This is a genomic window from Clostridium sp. HV4-5-A1G, assembly GCF_900184915.1.
Classification (GTDB): domain Bacteria; phylum Bacillota; class Clostridia; order Clostridiales; family Clostridiaceae; genus Clostridium_B; species Clostridium_B aromativorans.
This window is the reverse complement of sequence record NZ_FXYI02000247.1, coordinates 1-3952: the sequence shown is the minus strand read 5'-3', so window position 1 is coordinate 3952 and position 3952 is coordinate 1. Positions and strand designations below refer to the sequence as shown.

Genomic DNA, 3952 nt, shown 5'->3' with positions numbered 1-3952 from the left:
AAAATACACAATACCTATATGAATATTATATATTAAATTTTTTCTTTTTGTCAAATTACTCGATGAGGCTTGTACTAAAATGGAATAAAACTATTTCCCTTATGCGGAAATAGTTTTATTCCATTTTTCACATCTTCCACCGAAGAATCCTATAATTTTTTTACTGCCAAGTATTTTTACAACTTCACATCTATTAGGGCACCCTGTACATTCAAAACTTTTGGATACAAAATTTATATCTATTAAATTAAATCCTTTGAATTTAGTAACAGCATTATTTTTTTCTATACTTTCTTTTGCAAGAATAGCTGCACCAATGGCTCCCATTACCTTAAAATTTTTAGGTACTATTATTTCCTTGCCCAATGCTTCTTCAAACGCACTTTTCATACCTATGTTAGCGGCAACTCCTCCTTGGAAAAATATCTTCGATTGTATTTCTTTTCCCTTAGCTACATTGTTTAAATAGTTTCTGACGAGAGCATTGCATAATCCCTTTATTATATCTGAATTGCTGCAGCCCATTTGCTGCTTATGTATCATATCTGATTCGGCAAATACAGCACACCTTCCAGCTATTCTGGCAGGGCAGGTGGATTTTAAAGCATAATTTCCAAATTCATTTATTGGAATATCGAGCCTGGATGCCTGCCTATCAAGAAAGGAACCGGTTCCAGCTGCACATACAGTATTCATGGCAAAATCCAATACGATACCATTTTGAAGCAGTATTATTTTCGAATCCTGACCGCCTATTTCTATTATGGTTCTTACATCAGGATCCAGATGTAAAGCAGCAACTGCGTGGGAAGTTATTTCATTTTTAATTACATCAGCACCTACAATAGAAGCTGCAATTTGTCTGCCGCTTCCTGTAGTTCCCACAGCTGTTATATCCTTATCACTATATTTGTCTTTTAAAAATTTAAATCCTTCTTGAATTGCATTTATAGGTCTTCCTTTCGTCCTCAAATACAAGGATTCAAGGACATTTATATTTTCATCTACTATTACAATATCTGTACTTACAGAACCTACATCAACTCCCATATAATACACTGTTTTTTCTCCTTTCAAGTAAATCTAAGAAAGCTTCTATTCTGGTTACATATCCTGCTTCACCGGTCATTTCATCTACTACTAAAGTGAGTATAGGAAAATTTTTATCCTTTGCTATAGTAGGTAATATTGATTTTGACACTATTTCCGGCATGCATCCTACAGGAAAAATCTGAATTGCACCATCAAATCCCTTTTTATTTGCCAGGACAGCTTCTCCTATACATTCTCTCGCATGACCTCCTATATAAAAGGGGAGATATCTTCTGGATGCTGTTCTTATATTAATAGAATTTAATTTGAGTGGTGACAGAGCAGCATTTTTGACCCACCAGCTGGGAGTAAGAGATCTGACTGTAGATACTCCATAATCCATAAGTTTTTCCTCTATAAACAGGTTTGAAAAAGGTTCTATTATTGTGTATATTTCGCCTATTATTGCAATTTTCAAAGGCTCCTTACTTTTGGAAATGGGGATCTCATCTAATTTTTTGATATAATTCTTTAACACACATACCATTTCTTCCGGTGAAGTGGTTTCAGCTGCCCTTTCTTTACAATGATTTAAGATATCTTTACATCGTCCTCTCTTTAATTCATAACCAGCTAAAAGCTTAGCTTTTTTCTCAATATCATCAACTAAGTTTATTATTTTAAGTCCCAATTTGGCTATTCTCAATTTTTCAATAGTACTCTTACTGCTTCCTGAAGCAATCATACTTATTCTTCTAAAGAGCTCCTTTAAACCTATATCTTTTGGATAATCCAATACTATGAAATTCAAGTTATATCCTAATTTTTTTAATAGATTCATTTGAAGTTCACAGTATTCTCCAAACCTGCAGGGGCCGCAGCTGCCAACTATTAAAATAGTATCTGCACCTTCTTTTATGCTCTGAATATAATTGCCTATCATTATCTTAAATGGAAGACACATTTCTTCTGGAGAGTATTGGACACCTATTTCCAATGCCTGCTTATTGCTTAGAGGTGGAATTACATAATCAATTCCCAATCCATCAAACACAGCTTTTGCAGCAAGAAAAGTGTTTCCAAGATGTGGAAAAGTTATTTTCATTAATTACAGCATCTTCTTTCCAGCATGTCATGAAAAGCTTCGATTCTAGTATTGAATCCTGCTTCTCCAGTTTGCTCATCTATTTTTAATACCAAAAACGGAAAATTATTTAATTTATTTCTAATGAGTTCTATTACAACGGAGTCTATACCACAGGCAAAGGAGGATATGTAAATTATTCCATCCACTTTTTTATTTTCAGCTAGATAAGTGGAAAATCCATAGGAATTCTTTGCAAAAGTCCAAAACGGTTTTTTAAACAGTTCTGCAGCTCCCTTTTCTATTATGTCCTCATCTATGTTTTCTTCAGTGAATATACCAATCCCAAGCTTATTTAATTTTTTTATTATATTCATGTTAACAAAACTATCATTTATATTATAAGGATGACCTACTAAAGCTACTCTTATAGGAAAATTTGAATTGTGGAATAGACTTTTAGAATTATATTGTACTTCCAAAGCTCTTTCATAAGCTTTTTTAATCTTAAAAACGTTTTTAGTGCATGTTAAACCTGACTTCAAAACCCAATTTCTAAATTTATTTTTAGAAAAAGCATATACAGGATAAGTCAATATAGGCGGCATATTTGAAATATCATTCAATATCATTTCGGGAAGTCCGCAAAATTTAGGACATATAAATTCTCTTTCTTTTAACTGCATAATTCTAGGAATAAATATCATATCACATTTATTTTTTATAGCGTCTATATGCCCATGAAATATTTTTATGGGAAGGCAAGCTTCATCTACACAGTATTTTACTCCTGCGTCCAGTATATATTTATTGGTATCAGGTGAAGTTATTATCTCTGCTCCCAGTTCTTCAAAGAAAGTTTCAATAAAAGGATGATATTTACAGTATAATAATCCTTTGGGAATACCTATTTTCATACATAAATAGCTGCTCACAAATATATAGTAGAAATTATTGTAAGGGCAGCAAACCTCCAATCATCTAAAATTATATACATTTTCATATTTTATCCTAATATTAGATAAGTATTCAGTTCTATAAAATATTCAATATTATTTTAATCTACATGACTATTTTGTAGAATTAAGTTTAATTAAAAGAAATTGAAGGGTTATGATACTTTTGCTGTTTACCTATGCGTTCACAGTAGCTCGCTCTCTAAATTCCAGGTTAAATCCACTTGATTTTAAGTCTCTAAATGTCTCTTCTAGGACAAATGCAAAATCCGCTTGATTCCGTCAAATATGTATTTGTACTCATATTTTACATCATATATTTCCTCAATTTTTTGAATAAAAATACATAGATAGTAGCGTTAACAAAAATATTTGTAGAATCAAGACGAATAATGAAAATTTACCCTTGACTAAATTTTATTTGTATAGTACTATTATAATAATTTAACTACATATGTAAATTGCAATGATAAGAAGAGTAAATTATGGTTAACTACAAGAGAGAATTTTCCATGGATGAAAGAAAATTTTAGTTGAAATAATTGAAGTGCATCTTGGAGCTCTGAATTGAAGTTTAGTAGACTTCAGCGAGTATGCTCGTTAAAGCATTAAGGTATAATTGTACCAAAAAGAGTTGTCTTGTATTTGTGTGGATTGATTTTCATGCTTTATAGGATAAACAGAGTGGAACCGTGGAATTAATCTTCTGCCTCTGAATTGAGGCAGAAGATTTTTTACTTTTTGGAGTCCGGAATTTAAAAAGTAAAAGTTGTATTACAAGTTTATTATTAAATTTATAAAAACATTTTCTAAAATTGGCAGACTAGAAAAACTAGAGGCTTAATTTAAGTATATTATATTAAATTAAGCCTCTTTTATT

3 protein-coding genes are annotated in these 3952 nt (G+C 31.4%); all 3 read right to left on the bottom strand.

Annotation, left to right across the window (positions count from 1 at the left end; genetic code table 11):
- Positions 1 to 99: 99 nt before the first annotated feature.
- From J5G60_RS17110 to J5G60_RS17100, 3 genes are read right to left on the bottom strand one after another with little or no spacing between them, the layout of a single operon-like run.
- Positions 100 to 1059, bottom strand: coding sequence for an acyl-CoA dehydratase activase (locus tag J5G60_RS17110; RefSeq protein ID WP_150358814.1), 960 nt, complete (start codon positions 1057 to 1059; stop codon positions 100 to 102).
- Positions 1040 to 2137 (bottom strand): 2-hydroxyglutaryl-CoA dehydratase, encoded by a 1098-nt coding sequence (locus J5G60_RS17105; RefSeq protein WP_150358813.1) that lies wholly within the window; start codon positions 2135 to 2137, stop codon positions 1040 to 1042. The genes J5G60_RS17110 and J5G60_RS17105 overlap by 20 nt, the downstream gene beginning before the upstream one ends.
- Positions 2137 to 3033, bottom strand: coding sequence for an acyl-CoA dehydratase activase-related protein (locus J5G60_RS17100; protein WP_150358812.1), 897 nt, complete (start codon positions 3031 to 3033; stop codon positions 2137 to 2139). Before J5G60_RS17100 ends, J5G60_RS17105 begins: the two co-directional genes overlap by 1 nt.
- Positions 3034 to 3952: the final 919 nt, after the last annotated feature.

What these genes read in the sequence shown, in the direction of transcription:
- J5G60_RS17100 (WP_150358812.1), bottom strand. Translation starts at nt 3,033, where the DNA reads ATGAAAATAGGTATTCCCAAAGGATTATTATACTGTAAATATCATCCT.
- J5G60_RS17105 (WP_150358813.1), bottom strand. Translation starts at nt 2,137, where the DNA reads ATGAAAATAACTTTTCCACATCTTGGAAACACTTTTCTTGCTGCAAAA.